At 69.2% G+C, this 14583-nt stretch carries 14 protein-coding genes; 10 read left to right on the top strand and 4 right to left on the bottom strand.

Features of this window, described 5'->3' with window-relative positions:
- Positions 1-5 precede the first annotated feature (5 nt).
- Together LGN17_RS30675 and LGN17_RS30670 are read right to left on the bottom strand one after the other, a co-directional pair.
- Positions 6-920: a metal ABC transporter solute-binding protein, Zn/Mn family gene (locus LGN17_RS30675; protein ID WP_226200789.1), complete on the bottom strand. Its 915-nt coding sequence runs from the start codon at positions 918-920 to the stop codon at positions 6-8.
- Positions 921-966: 46 nt separating this feature from the next.
- On the bottom strand, positions 967-1428 hold the full coding sequence (locus LGN17_RS30670) for a Fur family transcriptional regulator (RefSeq protein ID WP_226200788.1): 462 nt from the start codon (positions 1426-1428) through the stop codon (positions 967-969).
- A gap of 330 nt (positions 1429-1758) precedes the next feature.
- Between LGN17_RS30670 and LGN17_RS30665 the strand changes: the two genes are divergently transcribed.
- The 8 genes from LGN17_RS30665 (at position 1759) to LGN17_RS30630 (ending at position 10071) form a co-directional block, all read left to right on the top strand.
- Entirely contained in the window at positions 1759-2535 is a 777-nt protein-coding gene (locus tag LGN17_RS30665; RefSeq protein WP_175950892.1) for an L-iditol 2-dehydrogenase, read from the top strand.
- A 96-nt stretch (positions 2536-2631) separates the two neighbouring features.
- Positions 2632-3588, top strand: coding sequence for a sugar kinase (locus tag LGN17_RS30660; protein WP_226200787.1), 957 nt, complete (start codon positions 2632-2634; stop codon positions 3586-3588).
- The gene (locus LGN17_RS30655; protein WP_226200786.1) at positions 3576-4934 is read left to right on the top strand and encodes a D-tagatose-bisphosphate aldolase, class II, non-catalytic subunit; all 1359 of its coding nucleotides are present in this window, start codon (positions 3576-3578) and stop codon (positions 4932-4934) included. Before LGN17_RS30660 ends, LGN17_RS30655 begins: the two co-directional genes overlap by 13 nt.
- Before the next feature lie 58 nt (positions 4935-4992).
- Positions 4993-6318 (top strand): ABC transporter substrate-binding protein, encoded by a 1326-nt coding sequence (locus LGN17_RS30650; RefSeq protein ID WP_226200785.1) that lies wholly within the window; start codon positions 4993-4995, stop codon positions 6316-6318.
- Positions 6319-6417: 99 nt separating this feature from the next.
- Positions 6418-7371, top strand: coding sequence for a carbohydrate ABC transporter permease (locus LGN17_RS30645; RefSeq protein ID WP_226200784.1), 954 nt, complete (start codon positions 6418-6420; stop codon positions 7369-7371).
- On the top strand, positions 7368-8219 hold the full coding sequence (locus LGN17_RS30640) for a carbohydrate ABC transporter permease (protein ID WP_226200783.1): 852 nt from the start codon (positions 7368-7370) through the stop codon (positions 8217-8219). The genes LGN17_RS30645 and LGN17_RS30640 overlap by 4 nt, the downstream gene beginning before the upstream one ends.
- Entirely contained in the window at positions 8216-8899 is a 684-nt protein-coding gene (locus LGN17_RS30635; protein ID WP_226200782.1) for an HAD family hydrolase, read from the top strand. Before LGN17_RS30640 ends, LGN17_RS30635 begins: the two co-directional genes overlap by 4 nt.
- 62 nt (positions 8900-8961) lie before the next feature.
- Positions 8962-10071 carry an ABC transporter ATP-binding protein gene (locus LGN17_RS30630; protein ID WP_226200781.1) on the top strand — a complete coding sequence of 370 codons (1110 nt, stop codon included), beginning with the start codon at positions 8962-8964 and terminating at the stop codon, positions 10069-10071.
- Positions 10072-10084: 13 nt separating this feature from the next.
- On the opposite strand, the gene LGN17_RS30625 is transcribed toward LGN17_RS30630, so the two are convergent.
- The gene (locus LGN17_RS30625) at positions 10085-10969 is read right to left on the bottom strand and encodes a LysR family transcriptional regulator (RefSeq protein ID WP_226200780.1); all 885 of its coding nucleotides are present in this window, start codon (positions 10967-10969) and stop codon (positions 10085-10087) included.
- 113 nt (positions 10970-11082) lie between these two features.
- Here LGN17_RS30625 and LGN17_RS30620 point away from each other — a divergent pair, with 113 nt between their 5' ends.
- Both LGN17_RS30620 and LGN17_RS30615 read left to right on the top strand, forming a co-directional pair.
- Positions 11083-12279 (top strand): serine hydrolase domain-containing protein, encoded by a 1197-nt coding sequence (locus LGN17_RS30620; RefSeq protein ID WP_226200779.1) that lies wholly within the window; start codon positions 11083-11085, stop codon positions 12277-12279.
- Complete coding sequence (locus tag LGN17_RS30615; protein ID WP_226200778.1) at positions 12276-13493, top strand: MFS transporter; 1218 nt, start codon at positions 12276-12278, stop codon at positions 13491-13493. The genes LGN17_RS30620 and LGN17_RS30615 overlap by 4 nt, the downstream gene beginning before the upstream one ends.
- 16 nt (positions 13494-13509) lie before the next feature.
- On the opposite strand, the gene LGN17_RS30610 is transcribed toward LGN17_RS30615, so the two are convergent.
- On the bottom strand, positions 13510-14523 hold the full coding sequence (locus LGN17_RS30610; RefSeq protein WP_226200777.1) for a sugar-binding transcriptional regulator: 1014 nt from the start codon (positions 14521-14523) through the stop codon (positions 13510-13512).
- Between the last annotated feature and the right edge of the window lie 60 nt (positions 14524-14583).

Below are 14583 nucleotides of genomic sequence, written 5' to 3'. Positions count from 1 at the left end.
GCTGCCTATTTCTTGCCGGCGGCCAGCGCGACCGAGAGCGCGTCGAGCTGGCCGGCCATCCATTGCTGGAAGGTCTTGCCGGGCGGCTGCGTCTCGGTGACGCTGACGGTCGGCACGCCGCCGTCGTGCGCGATCTTCAGCATGCGCTTGGTCATCGGTTCTTCGGCCTGGCTGTTGTAGATCAGCACGTGCACCTGCTTCTTGCGCAGGTCGTTCTCGAACGCGGCGACGTCCTGCGCGCTCGCCTCGGTGTCGTTCATCGTCGCGAGCTGGAAGCGCATGTTGCGCATGTCGAGGCCGATCGCGTCGGCCATGTAGCCGAACACAGGCTCGGTGGCCGTCACGGGCACGCCCTTGTACTGCGTGCGCAGCGCGGCGACCTTGTCGTCGACGGGCTTCAGCGACGCGACGAACTTCTGCAGGTTCGCGTCGTACTCGGCCTTGTTCGCCGGGTCGGCGCGGCCGAGCTCGGCCGCGATCGCGCGCGCGGCGGCCGGCATCGTCGCCGGGTCGTACCACAGGTGCGGGTTGTCGCCGGCCTTCTTGCCGACCAGGTCGGCGACGACGATCGTCGCGCGCTTCGCCTGCTTCGACGCGCCGAGCAGCTTGCTCATCCACGGATCGTAATTGGCGCCGTTGTAGATCACGACCTGCGCGTGCTGGAGCGCGCGGGCCGTCTTCGGGCTCGCTTCGAACAGGTGCGGATCCTGGTCCGGATTGCTGAGGATGCTCGTTACCGCGACATGGCTGCCGCCGATCTGCGTCGCGACGTCGCCGTAGAAATTCTCGGCGGCCACGACGTTGACGGTCGCGGCCTGCGCGAACGCGGGCGCTGCGAGCGACAGGACGGCAACGGTGCTGGCGAGCCAGCGGACAGGCGACAGGGCACGCCGCGGCGCGCGCTTCAGGGCAATGGACATGGAACTCCTCGTTGGAAGGGGCGGCGCGTGCGCCGCACGATACGCGTCAGCGTTGCGCGGGCTTGTGCTTGCAGTGCCCGCACAGGCCGCTTAGCTCGACAACCTGGTGGTGGACTTCGAAACCGTGCGCGGGCTCGCTCGCGGACAACTGCTTGGCGAGGTCGCCGCCGGGAATCTCGACGGTGTCGCCGCACGAATCGCAGATCAGGAACTGGCCTTCGTGCGGCACGCCGATCTCGCAGCACGCGAAGAACGCGTTCTTCGATTCGATCCGGTGGATGAAGCCGTGCTCGACGAGGAAATCCAGCGCGCGATAAACGGTCGTGGGCGGCACGCGGCCGCGCTGCGGCTCGAGTTCGGCGAGCAGGTCGTACGCGCCGATCGGGCGCTGCGCGGCCAGCACGTGTTCGTAGACCTGACGGCGCAACGGCGTCCACGCGAGCCCGTGCTCGGCGGCGAATGCGTCGGCCCGGGTCAGCCGGGCGTCAATGGACGATAAGGTAGCCATGGCGTGAAGCAGGGCAATGAAACAAAGTACGGCGATGATATAACGTATCGAACGCGCCGTGCAGCGCGAATTCCCCTTTCGGTCCTCGTTCCGTCCCCTTCATCGCCATTCCGACCGCGCCGCACCGCGCGCGCCGCGCCTTGCCGGGCGTGCGCGGCAGGCCGCCACGCTGCGCCGGTGTGCCGCAGCGCATCATAGAAAGCCGTCACGCCGCCTTGACAGCGCGAATCGCGTATCCGATCATTCGATCACTACTAGAGCAATTGATCGGTTGGCGAGCGTTCGCTCACCTCGCAGCCGTCGTAAAGCAGAACGAACCGGAGACAGCCAGTGAGACTGGAAGACAAGGTCGCGATCCTGACGGGCGCCGCAAGCGGCATCGGCGAGGCGGTCGCGCAACGCTATCTGGACGAGGGCGCACGCTGCGTGCTCGTCGACGTGAAGCCGGCAGGCGGCTCGCTCGCGCGGCTCATCGAGGCGAACCCCGGCCGCGCGGTGGCGGTCACCGCGGACGTCACGCGCCGCGACGACATCGAGCGGATCGTCACCACGACGGTCGAACGCTTCGGCGGCGTCGACATCCTGTTCAACAACGCGGCGCTGTTCGACATGCGCCCGATCCTCGACGAATCGTGGGACGTGTTCGACCGGCTGTTCGCGGTCAACGTGAAAGGGCTGTTCTTCCTGATGCAGGCCGTCGCACAGCGGATGGTCGAGCAGGGGCGCGGCGGCAAGATCGTCAACATGTCGTCGCAGGCCGGGCGTCGCGGCGAGGCGCTCGTTTCGCACTACTGCGCGACCAAGGCCGCGGTGATCAGCTATACGCAGTCGGCCGCGCTCGCGCTCGCGCCGCACCGGATCAACGTGAACGGCATCGCGCCGGGCGTCGTCGACACGCCGATGTGGGAACAGGTCGATGCGCTGTTCGCGCGCTACGAGAACCGGCCGCTCGGCGAGAAGAAGCGGCTGGTCGGCGAAGCCGTGCCGCTCGGCCGCATGGGCGTGCCGGGCGACCTGACCGGCGCCGCATTGTTCCTCGCGTCGTCCGACGCCGACTACATCACCGCCCAGACGCTGAACGTCGACGGCGGCAACTGGATGAGCTGACATGGCGCCGCTCGCACGCGCCACTTGCCTGCCGGCCTGCGACGCCGCGGCATGGCCGCACGCCGAGGCCGCCGTCGAACGAGGAGGGCACGCCTGATGGCCGAGATCGTCGTCGCCGGCGAACTGCTCGCCGAATTCGTCGCCGCCGAGCGCGGCCAGGGTTTCGATGCGCCGGGGCTGTTCGAGGGGCCGTTCCCGAGCGGCGCGCCGGCGATCTTCGCCGACCAGGCCGCGCGGCTCGGTGCGCGCGTCGCGTATGCGGGCTGCGTCGGCCGCGACGCGTTTGGTGACGCGATCGTCGCGCGGCTCGAACGCGACGGGGTCGACGTCGCGCGCATCCGCCGCGTCGCGCGTCCGACCGGCACCGCATTCGTCGCGTATCGCGACGACGGCTCGCGCAGCTTCGTCTACAGCCTGTCCACCAGCGCGGCCGCGTGCGTCGATGCATCCGACGTCGATACCGCGATGTTCGACGGCTGCCGTTATTTCCACGTGATGGGCTCGTCGCTGACGAGCGAATCGGCGATCGCCGCGGTGCAGCGCGGCGTGATCGAGGCGGCGCGCGCCGGCGCGAAGGTGTCGTTCGATCCGAACGTGCGGCCCGAAATGCTGGGTTTTCGGCCGATGCGCGCGGCGCTCGACGCGATGCTCGCCGCGTGCCACTTGTTCCTGCCGAGCGAAGCCGACCTGCCGTTTTTCTGCGGGCCGCAGCCGGCCGAGCGCGCGATCGCGGGCCTGCTCGCGACGCATCCGCTGCTCGAGCGTGTCGTGCTGAAACGCGGCGCGCAAGGCAGCGTCGCGTTCGACCGGGCGAACCGCGTGGAAGCACCCGCGTTCCAGGTCGACGAAGTCGATCCGACCGGCGCCGGCGACTGCTTCGGCGGCACGCTGGTCGCGAGCCTCGTCGCGGGCGTGCCGCTCGAGATCGCGCTGCGCCGCGCGAACGCGGCCGGTGCGATCGCGGTCACGCGGCGCGGCCCGATGGAGGGCAACAGCAGTGCAGTCGAAATCGACCGTTTCCTGACCGAACGAGGGATTGCATGTCCGGCCTGACGACCTTCGTCGAGCGTTCGCGCACCGCGCATGCGGACGCCGTGCTGCGGATGATCTTCGACGCGAACCGCGCGGACGCGCAGCGCGGCATTTACGCGATCTGCAGCGCGCACCGGCTCGTGCTGGAGGCCGCGTGCGAAGCGGCGCGCGCGGACGGTTCGCCGCTGCTGATCGAAGCGACCTGCAACCAGGTCAACCATCTCGGCGGTTATACGGGCATGACGCCCGCCGATTTCCGCCGTGACGTCGACGCGATCGCGCAGCGTTGCGGGCTGGCCCCGTCGGCGCTCGTGCTCGGCGGCGACCATCTCGGCCCGAACCCGTGGCGGCATCGCCGCGCGGCCGACGCGATGCGCGAAGCGTGCGCGATGGTCGCCGCGTACGTCGAAGCCGGTTTCGAGAAGATCCATCTCGATGCGAGCATGGCTTGCGCGGACGATCCGGTGCGGCTCGACGATCGCACGATCGCCGCACGCGCGGCCGAGCTGTGCCGCGTGGCGGAAGACGCGGCGGCGCGCGCCGGCATCGCGCCTGTCTACGTGATCGGCACCGAGGTGCCGACGCCGGGCGGCGAAGTCGGCGGCAGCGGCAGCGGCGGCGACGCAGCGATCGCACACATTGCGGTCACGCGCAGCGACAGCATCGCGGCCACGCTCGACGCGCACCGCCACGCGTTCGCGGCTGCCGGTCTCGACGATGCATGGACGCGTGTCGTCGCGATCGTCGCGCAACCGGGCGTCGACTTCGACGATCGCCACGTGCTCGACTATGACAGCACAAAGGCCGCCTCGCTCGGCGCGAGTATCCTGCAGATACCGCGCCTCGTGTTCGAGGCGCATTCGACCGACTACCAGACCGAGGGCGCACTCGCCGCGCTCGTGCGCGACCACTTCGCGGTGCTCAAGGTCGGCCCCGCGCTGACGTTCGCGCTGCGCGAGGCGCTGTTCGCGCTGACCTTCATCGAGGACGCATTGATCGATGAGCCCGCGCAGCGTTCGCGGTTGCGCGACGTGGTCGACGCCGCGATGCGCGCGCAGCCCGAGCACTGGGCGCCGTACTACCGTGGCGACGAAACCGAGCAGCGGCTCGCGCGCCAGTTCAGCTACAGCGACCGGATCCGCTACTACTGGCTGCAGCCGGCCGTCGCGGCCGCGGTCGAGCAACTGTTCGACAACCTGGCGCGCCAGCCGGTGCCGGAAACGCTCGTCGCGCAGTGGTTGCCGGACGTGTACGCGGCATGCCGCGCGGGCGGCCTCGCGAAAGAGCCGCGCGCATGGGTGCGCCACCGGATACGCGACGTGATCGCGCACTATGCGCGCGCGTGCGGAATGCAGCGGCCGGCATGACGGGCCGCGAGCGAAACGCAGTATCGACGACACTTCGAAAAAACACAGGAGACATGCCATGCAACGAAAGATGCTCGACGCCGCCGCACGCTGCTTCGCCGGAGCCGCGCTCGCGACGGCGGCCTGCGCCGCGTCCGCCGGCACGCTGACGATCGCGACGCTGAACAATCCCGACATGATCGAGCTGAAGAGGCTGTCGCCGGCATTCGAGAAGGCGAACCCGGACATCAAGCTCAACTGGGTGATCCTCGAGGAAAACGTGCTGCGCCAGCGCGCGACGACCGACATCACGACCGGCAGCGGCCAGTTCGACGTGATGGCGATCGGGACCTACGAGACGCCGCAGTGGGGCAAGCGCGGCTGGCTCGCACCGATGACGGGCCTGCCCGCCGACTACGACCTGAACGACATCGTGAAGACCGCGCGCGACAGCCTGTCGTACAACGGCCAGCTGTACGCGCTGCCGTTCTATGTCGAAAGCTCGATGACGTTCTACCGCAAGGACCTGTTCGCGGCGAAGGGGCTGAAGATGCCCGACCAGCCGACCTACGACCAGATCGCCGAATTCGCGGACAAGCTCACCGACAAGGCGAAGGGCACCTACGGGATCTGCCTGCGCGGCAAGGCCGGGTGGGGCGAGAACATGGCGTACGTGTCGACGGTCGTGAACACGTTCGGCGGGCGCTGGTTCGACGAGAACTGGAACGCGCAGCTCACGTCGCCGGAATGGAAGAAGGCGATCACGTTCTACGTGAACCTGCTGAGGAAAGACGGCCCGCCGGGAGCGAGCTCGAACGGCTTCAACGAGAACCTGACGCTGATGTCGTCCGGCAAGTGCGCGATGTGGATCGACGCGACGGTCGCGGCCGGGATGCTCTACAACAAGCAGCAGTCGCAGGTCGCCGACAGGATCGGCTTCGCGGCCGCGCCGGTCGCGGTCACGCCGAAGGGTTCGCACTGGCTGTGGGCGTGGGCGCTCGCGATCCCGAAGACGTCGAAGCAGCAGGACGCCGCGCGCAAGTTCATCACGTGGGCGACGTCGAAGCAGTACGTCGAGATGGTCGGCAAGGACGAAGGCTGGGCGTCGGTGCCGCCGGGCACGCGTACGTCGACGTATCAGCGTCCCGAGTACAAGGCCGCCGCGCCGTTCTCGGACTTCGTGCTGAAGGCGATCGAGACGGCCGATCCGAACGATCCGTCGCTGAAGAAGGTGCCGTACACGGGCGTGCAGTACGTCGGGATTCCTGAATTCCAGTCGTTCGGCACGGTGGTCGGCCAGTCGATCGCGGGTGCGGTGGCGGGCCAGATGACGGTCGACCAGGCGCTCGCCGCCGGGCAGGCCGCTGCCGACCGCGCGGTGCGGCAGGCCGGCTACAAGAAGTAATGCGGCCCGCACCGTGCGCGGTGGCGCACGGTGCGCGTCGTCGAAGCCGAAAGGCGGGCGGGCCTTCGCGCCCGCGCATCAACCGGAGGGACTCCGATCATGCGTCACCTGCGTCTTCCCCTGAGCCATGCCCACGCGCCGTCGGCGGGCGACGCGTCGTCGCCGCCCGGCGCGCCGCGCCGCGCGCGCGGCGGCGCGAGCTGGCTCGTCTCGCCGTCCGTCGCGGTGCTGCTGCTGTGGATGTCGATTCCGCTCGCGATGACGATCTGGTATTCGTTCTCGCGCTACAACCTGCTGAACCCGGACGTGAAGGGGTTCGCCGGGCTCGACAACTACCGCTTCCTCGCGACCGATCCGTCGTTCCTGCCCGCGATCTGGCACACGCTCGTGCTGATCGGCGCGGTGCTCGCGATCACGGTGATCGGCGGCGTGCTGATGTCCGTGCTGTTCGACCGCAAGTTCTACGGGCAGGGTGTGGCACGCCTGCTCGCGATCGCGCCGTTCTTCGTGATGCCGACGGTGTCCGCGCTGATCTGGAAGAACATGATCCTGCACCCGGTGTACGGGCTCGTCGCGAATGCGATGCGCGCGCTCGGGATGACGCCGATCGACTGGTTCGCGGATTACCCGCTCACCGCGGTGATCATCATCGTCGCGTGGCAATGGCTGCCGTTCGCGTTCCTGATCCTGTTCACCGCGATCCAGTCGCTCGACCAGGAGCAGAAGGAAGCCGCGCGCATCGACGGCGCGGGCCCGATCGCGATGTTCTTCTACATCACGCTGCCGCACCTGAAGCGTGCGATCGCCGTGGTCGTGATGATGGAGACGATCTTCCTGCTGTCGATCTTCGCGGAGATCTACACGACGACCGGCGGCGGTCCGGGCAACGCGACGACCAACCTGTCGTACCTGATCTACGCGCTCGGCCTGCAGCAGTTCGACGTCGGCCTCGCGTCCGCCGGCGGGATCATCGCCGTCGTGGTCGCGAACGTCGTGTCGTTCTTCCTCGTGCGGATGCTCGCGCGCAACCTGAAGGGAGAGTACGAGAAATGAGCGACCTGACCTTCGAAGGCCGGCGCGTGCCGGCCGTGTTCGACCTCGTGCGGCGCGCGCTGCCCGGCACGCTCGCGTGGCTGATCGCGCTGTTGCTGTTCTTCCCGATCTTCTGGATGGCGATTACCGCGTTCAAGACCGAGCAGCAGGCGTATGCGTCGACGCTGTTCTTCATGCCGACGCTCGACAGCTTCCGCGAGGTGTTCGCGCGCAGCAACTATTTCGCGTTCGCGTGGAATTCGGTGCTGATCTCGGCGGGCGTCACGGTGATCTCGCTTTTGTTCGCGGTGCCGGCCGCGTACGCGATGGCGTTCTTCCCGAACCACCGCACGCAGAAGGTGCTGCTGTGGATGCTGTCGACGAAGATGATGCCGTCGGTCGGCGTGCTCGTGCCGATCTACCTGCTGTGGAAGAACACGGGGCTGCTCGATACCGTGTCGGGCCTCGTGATCGTCTACACGCTGATCAACCTGCCGATCGCGGTGTGGATGACCTTCACGTACTTCAACGAGATCCCGAAGGACATCCTCGAGGCCGGGCGCATCGACGGCGCATCGACGTGGCAGGAGATCGTCTACCTGCTGATGCCGATGGCGCTGCCGGGGCTCGCGTCCACCGCGCTGCTGCTCGTGATCCTGTCGTGGAACGAGGCGTTCTGGAGCATCAACCTGTCGAGCTCGAACGCGGCGCCGCTGACCGTGTTCATCGCGTCGTACTCGAGCCCCGAAGGGTTGTTCTGGGCGAAGCTGTCCGCGGCTTCGCTGCTGGCGGTCGCGCCGATCCTGATCGTCGGCTGGCTGTCGCAGAAGCAGCTGGTGCGCGGGCTCACGTTCGGAGCGGTCAAATGACGACGAGCGTACTGATCTGCGATTGCGACGGCGTGCTGATCGACAGCGAGGCGGTGGCTGCCGACGTGCTCGTGCGCGAGCTCGATGCGCGCTGGCCGGGCGTCGATGCGCGGCCGGCCGTGATGCCGTTGCTCGGGCTGCGCATCGAGCGCGTGCTGGCCGGCGCGAGCGAGGCCGTCGGGCGCAGGCTGTCGAACGACGACGTGGTCGAAATCCGTGCCGCGGTCGAGGCGGCGGCCGTCAATGCGCCGATGGTCGACGGCATCGATGCGGCGCTGGGCGCGATTCAACTGACGACGGCCTGCGCGAGCAACAGCTACCGCGCGTACGTCGAGGCGGCACTGGCACGCACGGGCCTCGCGCGATTCTTCGGCGACCGGCTGTTCTGCGCGGATGCCGTCGCGCGGCCGAAGCCGGCGCCCGACGTGTATCTCGCGGCGGCGCGCACGCTCGGCGTCGCGCCCGCCCGGTGCCTCGTGGTCGAGGACAGCGTGACCGGCATCACCGCGGCCGCCGCGGCCGGCATGACCGTGCTCGGCTTCGTCGGCGGCGGGCATGCGTCGGCCGCGCAGATCGACGCGCTGCGCGGGATCGGCGCGCGTCACGTCTTCGACGACATGCACGAGCTGCCCGGTTACGTCGCGCGCTGGCAGGCGACGGGCGCGGTGCTGCCGAACTAGCAACCACGAACGACTGCGCGCCGCGTTCGACGCGGCGCATCACGAACGAACGGAGACAGATCATGGCAAGCGTGCTCCTGCGCAACATCGCGAAGCGCTACGACGACACCGAAGTGCTGCGCAACGTGAACCTCGACATCGCCGACGGCGAATTCGTCGTGTTCGTCGGCCCGAGCGGCTGCGGCAAATCCACGCTGATGCGGATGATCGCCGGCCTCGAGGATATTTCGAGCGGCGACCTGCTGATCGACGGCGCGAAGGTCAACGACGTGCCGAGCGCGAAGCGCGGCATTGCGATGGTGTTCCAGTCGTATGCGCTGTACCCGCACATGACGCTGTACGACAACATGGCGTTCGGCCTGAAGCTCGCGGGCGCGAAGAAGCCGGAGATCGACCAGGCCGTGAAGCAGGCCGCGAAGATCCTGCACATCGACCATCTGCTCGACCGCAAGCCGAAGCAGTTGTCGGGCGGCCAGCGGCAGCGCGTCGCGATCGGCCGCGCGATCACGCGCAAGCCGAAGGTGTTCCTGTTTGACGAGCCGCTGTCGAACCTCGACGCGGCGCTGCGCGTGAAGATGCGGCTGGAATTCGCGCGGCTGCACGACGAGCTGAAGACGACGATGATCTATGTGACGCACGACCAGGTCGAGGCGATGACGCTCGCGGACAAGATCGTCGTGCTGTCGGGCGGCGCGGTGCAGCAGGTCGGCACGCCGAACGCGCTGTATCACGCGCCGGCGAACCTGTTCGTCGCAGGCTTCATCGGTTCACCGAAGATGAACTTCCTGAAGGGCACTGTCGAATCGGTCGATGCGGGCGGCGTGCTCGTGCGCTTCGACAGCGGCGAGACGCAGCGCGTCGCGGTCGAGGCGGCCGGGCTGCAGCGCGGGGCGGCGGTGACGGTCGGCGTGCGGCCCGAGCACCTGAAAGTCGAAGCCGCGGCTGTCGGCGTCGCTGCGAAGACGATGGCCGTGGAGTCGCTCGGCGATGCCGCGTACCTGTATGCGGAGTCGGCGGTCGCGCCGGACGGGCTGATCGCGCGGATTCCGCCGCTCGACACGTATCGCACCGGCGAGGCGCTGCACGTGCACGCGGAAGCCGAGCACTGCCATCTGTTCGACGAGCACGGGCAGGCGTTGCGCCGGCTGAGCACGCACGCGAAGGCTGCGTGACGGCCGGCTTCGGTCAGAGGTGCAGGTGCGCGGCCATGTAATCGACGAACGCGCGCAGCTTCGGCGTCGGATGGCGGCCTGACGGCCACAGCACGTAGAGCGGCGTGCGGCTCGCGACGTGTTCGTCGAGCACCGCGCGCAGCGCGCCGTCATCGAGCGCGCCGCGCACGAAGAATTCGGGCAGGCACGCGATGCCGAGCCCGCGCAGCGCGAAGCACAGGCGCGTTTCCGCGTTGTTGCTGACCATCGATACCGGCACGTCCGGCGGCGTGCCCGAGCGCGGCATGCGCAGCGGCCAGGTTTCGAGCTTGCCGCTGCTCGGGAAGCGGTAATGCAGGCAGCGGTGCCGCGCGAGATCGGCCGGCGTGCGCGGCGTGCCGTGCCGGTCGAGATAGTCGGGCGACGCGACGAGGTGCTGGCGAAAATGGCCGAGCAGCCGCGACGACAGCCGCGAATCCGACGGCCGGCCGGTGCGCAGTACCGCGTCGAAACCTTCGTCGATGACGTCGACGAGCCGGTCGCTGAAATCGATATCGAGTTCGATTTCCGGATACGCGGCCATGAAATCCGCGAGCACCGGCAGCAGCAGCGTGCCGATCGTCGGCAGGCTCACGCGCAAGCGCCCGCGCGGCGCTTCGGCGCTGTGCGTCAGTTCCCGTTCGGCCGCGTTGATCTCGGCGATCACGCGCCGGCACCGCTCGAGAAAGCGCGTGCCTTCGGCCGTCAGCGTGATGCTGCGCGTGCTGCGATGAAACAGCCGCACGTTCAGGCGCGCCTCGAGCCGCGCGATGCGCTTGCCGACCGCCGACGCCGACAGCCCGAGCGCGCGGCCGGCCGCGACGAAACTGCGCGTTTCCGCGACCTGAACGAACACGACGAACCCGCCGAGATTTTCCATGCAAGTTTCCGATTGCGGACGCCAGCGTCCGGAGTGTCCGGAACTCTAACCCGGTTTTTCTCGTTGCGTCGGCCCCCTACGATGGACGCTCGTTCACGCTATGAGGTCACGCCATGTCATCCCTGCCTGTCATCGCTCTCCGCGCCGAACCGGACGCCGCGCTGCGCCGCCGGCTCGACGCCGCGCTCGACGTCGCACTCGCCGACGAGCGCATGGTCGGCGCGGTCGTGCTGGTCGCGCGCGACGGCGAGCTGCGCTATGCGCGCGCCGCCGGGCTCGCCGATCGCGAAGCCGGTACGCCGATGCGGGAAGACGCGCTGTTCCGGCTCGCGTCGGTCACGAAGCCGGTCGTCACCGCCGCCGCGATGCGGCTCGTCGCGGCGGGGCGCATCGCGCTCGACGAACCCGTCGCGCATCGGTTGCCCGAATTCCGTCCGGCGCTGCCCGACGGCGCGCCCGCCGCGATCACGTTGCGCCATCTGCTGTCGCATACGGCCGGCCTCGGCTACCGCTTTCTCGAAGCCGACGGCGACGGCCCGTATGCGCGCGCCGGCGTGTCCGACGGGATGGATCGTGCGGGCATCTCGCTCGCCGAGAATGTGCGGCGCATCGCCGGCGTGCCGCTGCAGTTCGCGCCCGGCACGGCGTGGGGCTATTCACTCGCGACCGACGTGGTCGGCGCGCTGATCGAGGCGGTCGACGGCCGGCCGCTCGCCGATGCGGTCGCCGCGCTCGTCACGGGGCCGCTCGGGATGACCGACACCGCGTTCGTCGCGCACGACGCCGCGCGTGTCGCGACGCCTTACGTGAGCACGCCGGGCGCCCCGCGCCGGATGGCCGATATCGATCTCGTGCCGGCGTTCGACGGCACGGTCGGCATCCGCTTCGAACCGGCCCGCGTGTTCGATCGCGATGCGTGGCCGTCGGGCGGCGCGGGGATGGTCGGCACCGCACACGATTGCGTGACGCTGCTCGACGCGCTGCGTACCGGCCGCGACGGCTGGCTCGAACCCGCGTGGATCGACGAGATGGCGCGCATCCAGCCGGGCGCGCACGAACTGCAGGATGCGCCGGGTTTCGGCTTCGGGCTCGGCTTTTCGGTGCTGAGCGATCCGGCGGCCGCGCGGTCGCCGGAATCGGTCGGCACCTGGCGCTGGGGCGGCGCGTACGGGCATGCATGGTTCGTCGACCGCGCCGCCGGGCTGACGGTCGTTGCGCTGACCAACACGCTGTACGAGGGCATGCACGGGCGGATCGTGACCGACGTGCGCGATGCGGTCTACGGCGTCGATACCGGGAGCGCGTCATGAGCGACTGCACGTCGACTGAGATTGACGATCAGGTTTTCGTCGGACCCGCGCAGGCGCGCGCTCGCCTGCCGGTCGCGAACCTGCTGGCGCTCGCGACCGCCGCCTTCATCACGATCCTCACTGAAGCGTTGCCGGCCGGCCTGCTGCCGCTGATGAGCGTCGACCTGCGCGTGCCCGACGCGCTGATCGGCCAACTGGTAACCGTCTATGCGCTCGGCTCGATCGTCGCGGCGATTCCGCTCGTCGCCGCGACGCGCGCGATGCGCCGGCGCCGCCTGCTGCTCGCGGCGCTGGCCGGCTTCGTCGTGTCGAATGCGCTGACCGCCGCGTCGCCGTACTACGCGCTCACGCTCGCCGCGCGCTTCGTCGCGGGGATGGCGGCCGGACTGCTGTGGGCGTTGCTGGCCGGTTATGCGAGCCGGATGGTCGATGCGTCGCTGCGCGGCCGCGCAATCGCGGTCGCGATGCTCGGCGCGCCGGTCGCGATGTCGATCGGCATTCCAGCCGGCACCGCACTCGGCGCGGCGCTCGGGTGGCGTGTTGCGTTCGCGGGCATCACGTTCGCGGCGCTCGCGCTGATCGGCTGGATTCGTTGGCGCGTGCCCGATTACCCTGGGCAGGCGGCCGGCGCGCGCGAACCGGTGCTCGACGTGATGACGCTGCCCGGCGTGCGGCCGGTGCTGACCGTGATGTTCGCGTACGTGCTCGCGCACAACATGCTGTACACGTACGTCGCGCCGTTTCTCGCGGGTGTGCGAATGGGCGCGCAGGTCGACGCGGTGCTGCTGGTGTTCGGTATCGCGTCGCTCGCCGGCATTGCACTGACGGGCGCGTGGATCGGCGCCGCGCAACGGCGTCTCACGCTCGCCAGCATCGCGCTGTTCGCGCTAGCGGCGGCGATGCTCGGCGCCGGTTCCGGAATGGTGATCGTCTACGTTGGCGTCGCGCTGTGGGGGCTCGCGTTCGGCGGCGCGCCGACGCTGTTCCAGACGGCCACCGCGAATGCGGCGGGGGAGTCGGCCGACGTCGCGCAATCGATGCTCGTGACGGTGTGGAATCTCGCGATCGCCGGTGGCGGCATCGCGGGCGGGATGCTGCTCGGCGCAACGGGCGCCGGCGCGATTCCGTGGGTGCTCGTTGCGCTGCTGGCGGCCGCGTGGATCGGCGCGTGGCGCGCGCGCCGGCATGCGTTTCCGGCGCCGCGCGCCGCCTGAACGTTCGGCCGCGGCGTCAGTCCGCCTTCGCGTCGAGCGCGGCGCGTGCGCAGGTTTCGTCGGTGACGAGCCCGGACAGCCAGCCGCCGCGCAGCGCGGCGATCACCGCGTCGCGTTTCTTCGGGCCGCCGGCGAACGCGATCGTCGGGCGCTTCGGCGGCGCGGCGAGCGACACGCTCGTCACGCGCGCGCTGGTCGACACGTCGATCATCTTGCCGTGTGCGTCGATCGGCATGCCGAGCAGTTCGGCCACCGCGCCGAGCGAGGTCATCTCGTCGCGCTCCTGTTCGGTGATGAAGCCGTCTTCGTAGAGCGGGCAGTGCGGGCCGGTGTTGCCGATCCCGACGAACGCGACGTCGGCCTCGCCCGAAAGCGCCTCGACGATCCGGTACAGCCGGTGATTGCACCACTGCGCGCGCTCGGTGGCGCTGTCGGCGAACAGCGGCGCGGGCAGCAGGAAGTGCTTGCTGCCGGTTTTCTCGGAGATGTACTGCGCGACGTCGTAGCGGTTCGACGAACCGTCGGCCGCGATCGCGCCGACCATCGACACGAGCCGGTGCTGCGGGCGGTCGATCTGCGCGATCTGCGCGACCGCGGCCTTCAGCGTCCGGCCGCTGCTGACCGCGATCACCATCGGCCGCGTTTCGTTCAGGTAGCGCTCCATCACCTGCGCGCCGGCGACCGCGAGCTTGCGGTCGATCGCGTCGGGCGCATCGGCATCGACGGGCACGACTTCGCACATCGCGAGGCCGTAGCGCTTCGATAGCTGCGCGCCGAGATCGAGACAGTCGGCGAGCTGGTGGTCGACGCGCACGCGGATCAGGTTCTTCTCGACCGCGAACGCGACGAGGCGCTGCGCGACCGGGCGCGACACCTGCAGCTTTTCCGCGATTTCGTTCTGCGTGTCGCCCGCGACGTAGTAGAGCCACGCGGCACGCGTGGCGAGATCGAGTTTTTCTGAGGACTTGGACACGATAGCGATTCGATTCGGATCTGGGGGCCGCCCCGCGGGCCGGCCGGTGGGCCGCATGACGGCATCCACTGTACCGCATGTCTTGCGCACGACCGACGGCCGATCGGCGCGCCGCGG

It is taken from the genome of Burkholderia sp. AU30280 (genome assembly GCF_020420125.1).
Lineage (GTDB): Bacteria > Pseudomonadota > Gammaproteobacteria > Burkholderiales > Burkholderiaceae > Burkholderia.
This window is presented reverse-complemented; position numbering and strand designations above follow the sequence as displayed.

Excerpts from the sequence above, each read along its gene's own strand:
- LGN17_RS30670 (WP_226200788.1), bottom strand. The coding sequence starts at position 1,428 with ATGGCTACCTTATCGTCCATTGACGCCCGGCTGACCCGGGCCGACGCA.
- LGN17_RS30650 (WP_226200785.1), top strand. The coding sequence starts at position 4,993 with ATGCAACGAAAGATGCTCGACGCCGCCGCACGCTGCTTCGCCGGAGCC.
- LGN17_RS30615 (WP_226200778.1), top strand. The coding sequence starts at position 12,276 with ATGAGCGACTGCACGTCGACTGAGATTGACGATCAGGTTTTCGTCGGA.
- LGN17_RS30655 (WP_226200786.1), top strand. The coding sequence starts at position 3,576 with ATGTCCGGCCTGACGACCTTCGTCGAGCGTTCGCGCACCGCGCATGCG.
- LGN17_RS30620 (WP_226200779.1), top strand. The coding sequence starts at position 11,083 with ATGTCATCCCTGCCTGTCATCGCTCTCCGCGCCGAACCGGACGCCGCG.
- LGN17_RS30640 (WP_226200783.1), top strand. The coding sequence starts at position 7,368 with ATGAGCGACCTGACCTTCGAAGGCCGGCGCGTGCCGGCCGTGTTCGAC.
- LGN17_RS30660 (WP_226200787.1), top strand. The coding sequence starts at position 2,632 with ATGGCCGAGATCGTCGTCGCCGGCGAACTGCTCGCCGAATTCGTCGCC.
- LGN17_RS30645 (WP_226200784.1), top strand. The coding sequence starts at position 6,418 with ATGCGTCACCTGCGTCTTCCCCTGAGCCATGCCCACGCGCCGTCGGCG.
- LGN17_RS30625 (WP_226200780.1), bottom strand. The coding sequence starts at position 10,969 with ATGGAAAATCTCGGCGGGTTCGTCGTGTTCGTTCAGGTCGCGGAAACG.
- LGN17_RS30630 (WP_226200781.1), top strand. The coding sequence starts at position 8,962 with ATGGCAAGCGTGCTCCTGCGCAACATCGCGAAGCGCTACGACGACACC.
- LGN17_RS30635 (WP_226200782.1), top strand. The coding sequence starts at position 8,216 with ATGACGACGAGCGTACTGATCTGCGATTGCGACGGCGTGCTGATCGAC.
- LGN17_RS30675 (WP_226200789.1), bottom strand. The coding sequence starts at position 920 with ATGTCCATTGCCCTGAAGCGCGCGCCGCGGCGTGCCCTGTCGCCTGTC.
- LGN17_RS30610 (WP_226200777.1), bottom strand. The coding sequence starts at position 14,523 with ATGCGGCCCACCGGCCGGCCCGCGGGGCGGCCCCCAGATCCGAATCGA.